Here is a 1296-nt window from a genome sequence, read left to right as displayed (position 1 = left end):
CAGGACCGTCGGCACCCTCTGGGATACCATCGGCAGTCTCCTCGACCGCTTCAGTCCGAGCGAGTGCGCCGCCTACTTCCAACACTGCGGCTATGCACAGTCAGGGCAATAAAGGTCTAGCGTCTTCGCGGCGGCGCTGCTGAACAGCCAGCCCATGGGCTTCTACGCCCCGGCGCAGATCGTGCGCGATGCCCGCGAGCACGGGGTGGTGGTGCGGCCCGCCGACGTGAACGCCAGCGACTGGGACTGCTCGCTCGAGCCAGACAGGGGCAGCGCCGGAGGCTTGGCGCTCCGCCTCGGGCTGCGCCTGGTCGCCGGCCTTGGGACGGAGGAGGGCAGGGCGGTCGCCAAGGCCCGGCGGGCCGGCAATGGCGCCCCCTTCGGCTCGGTCGAGGAGGCGGCGCGCCGCGCCGGGCTGGGTCGCCCGGCGCTGGATGCGCTGGCCGCGGCCGACGCGCTGGCCGGGCTCAGCGCGCCCCGCCGGGCGGCGCTGTGGGAGGCCGCCGCCATCGACCAGTGCAGGGGCGACGACCTGCCGCTGTTCCGGGCCTCAGCCGGCGACCCGCCGCTGGCCGCGGAGGCCATGCCAGCGCTGCCGACCGAAGACGAGGGAGAGGCGGTGGCGGAGGACTATGCTGCGGCCGGCCTCACCCTGCGGGCCCACCCGCTGGCCCTGCTGCGGCCCGAACTGGACCGGCTCGGCCTGCACGACACCCAGCATCTGGCCAGCATGCGCCAGGGCGCCTGGATCCGCCTGCCCGGGCTGGTGCTGATCCGCCAGCGGCCAGGCACGGCCAAGGGCGTGGTCTTCGTCACCGTCGAGGACGAGCACGGCCAAGCCAACATCGTGGTCTATGCCCAGGTTGGCGAGCGCGACCGCGCCGCCCTCATCGGTGCCCGGCTCCTCGTCGTCGAGGGCCGGGTGGAACGGCAGACCGAGCACGCCGAGGTGCCGATCACCCATGTCATTGCCCGGCGGCTGACCGACCGGACCGACCTGCTGCGGAGCTCGCGCGATAGGGCGGGTGCCGCGGCGCCGAACATGGGCCGGAGTCGGGATTTCCGCTGAAGTAGAGGCGCGCCCCACCCTTGTGGCTTCCAGCGTCTGGTCGGGACCTGACCTCCAGCGGATGACGCCAGATGGATGAGGCCCGTCAGTACGTCCGGTGCCTGACCCTGAACCGCACCGGCTTTTCCGGAGGCACTATCTCTTGAGAGGATAGAGCCATGACGAAGAAGACGGCGGCGAGCTACTCGCCGGAGGTGCGGGAGCGGGCAGTCCGGCTGGTGCTGGAC

At 72.3% G+C, this 1296-nt stretch carries 1 protein-coding gene; it reads left to right on the top strand.

The annotated features are described in order from the left end of the window. Positions 1–154 precede the first annotated feature (154 nt). Positions 155–1069 (top strand): helix-hairpin-helix domain-containing protein, encoded by a 915-nt coding sequence (locus LHA35_RS28265; protein WP_226615156.1) that lies wholly within the window; start codon positions 155–157, stop codon positions 1067–1069. Positions 1070–1296: the final 227 nt, after the last annotated feature.

It is taken from the genome of Roseicella aerolata (assembly GCF_020523605.1).
In the GTDB taxonomy this organism is placed as follows: Bacteria; Pseudomonadota; Alphaproteobacteria; order Acetobacterales; family Acetobacteraceae; genus Paracraurococcus; species Paracraurococcus aerolatus.
The sequence above is the reverse complement of the archived record's forward strand: the minus strand, read 5'-3'. Positions and strand labels throughout refer to the sequence as shown.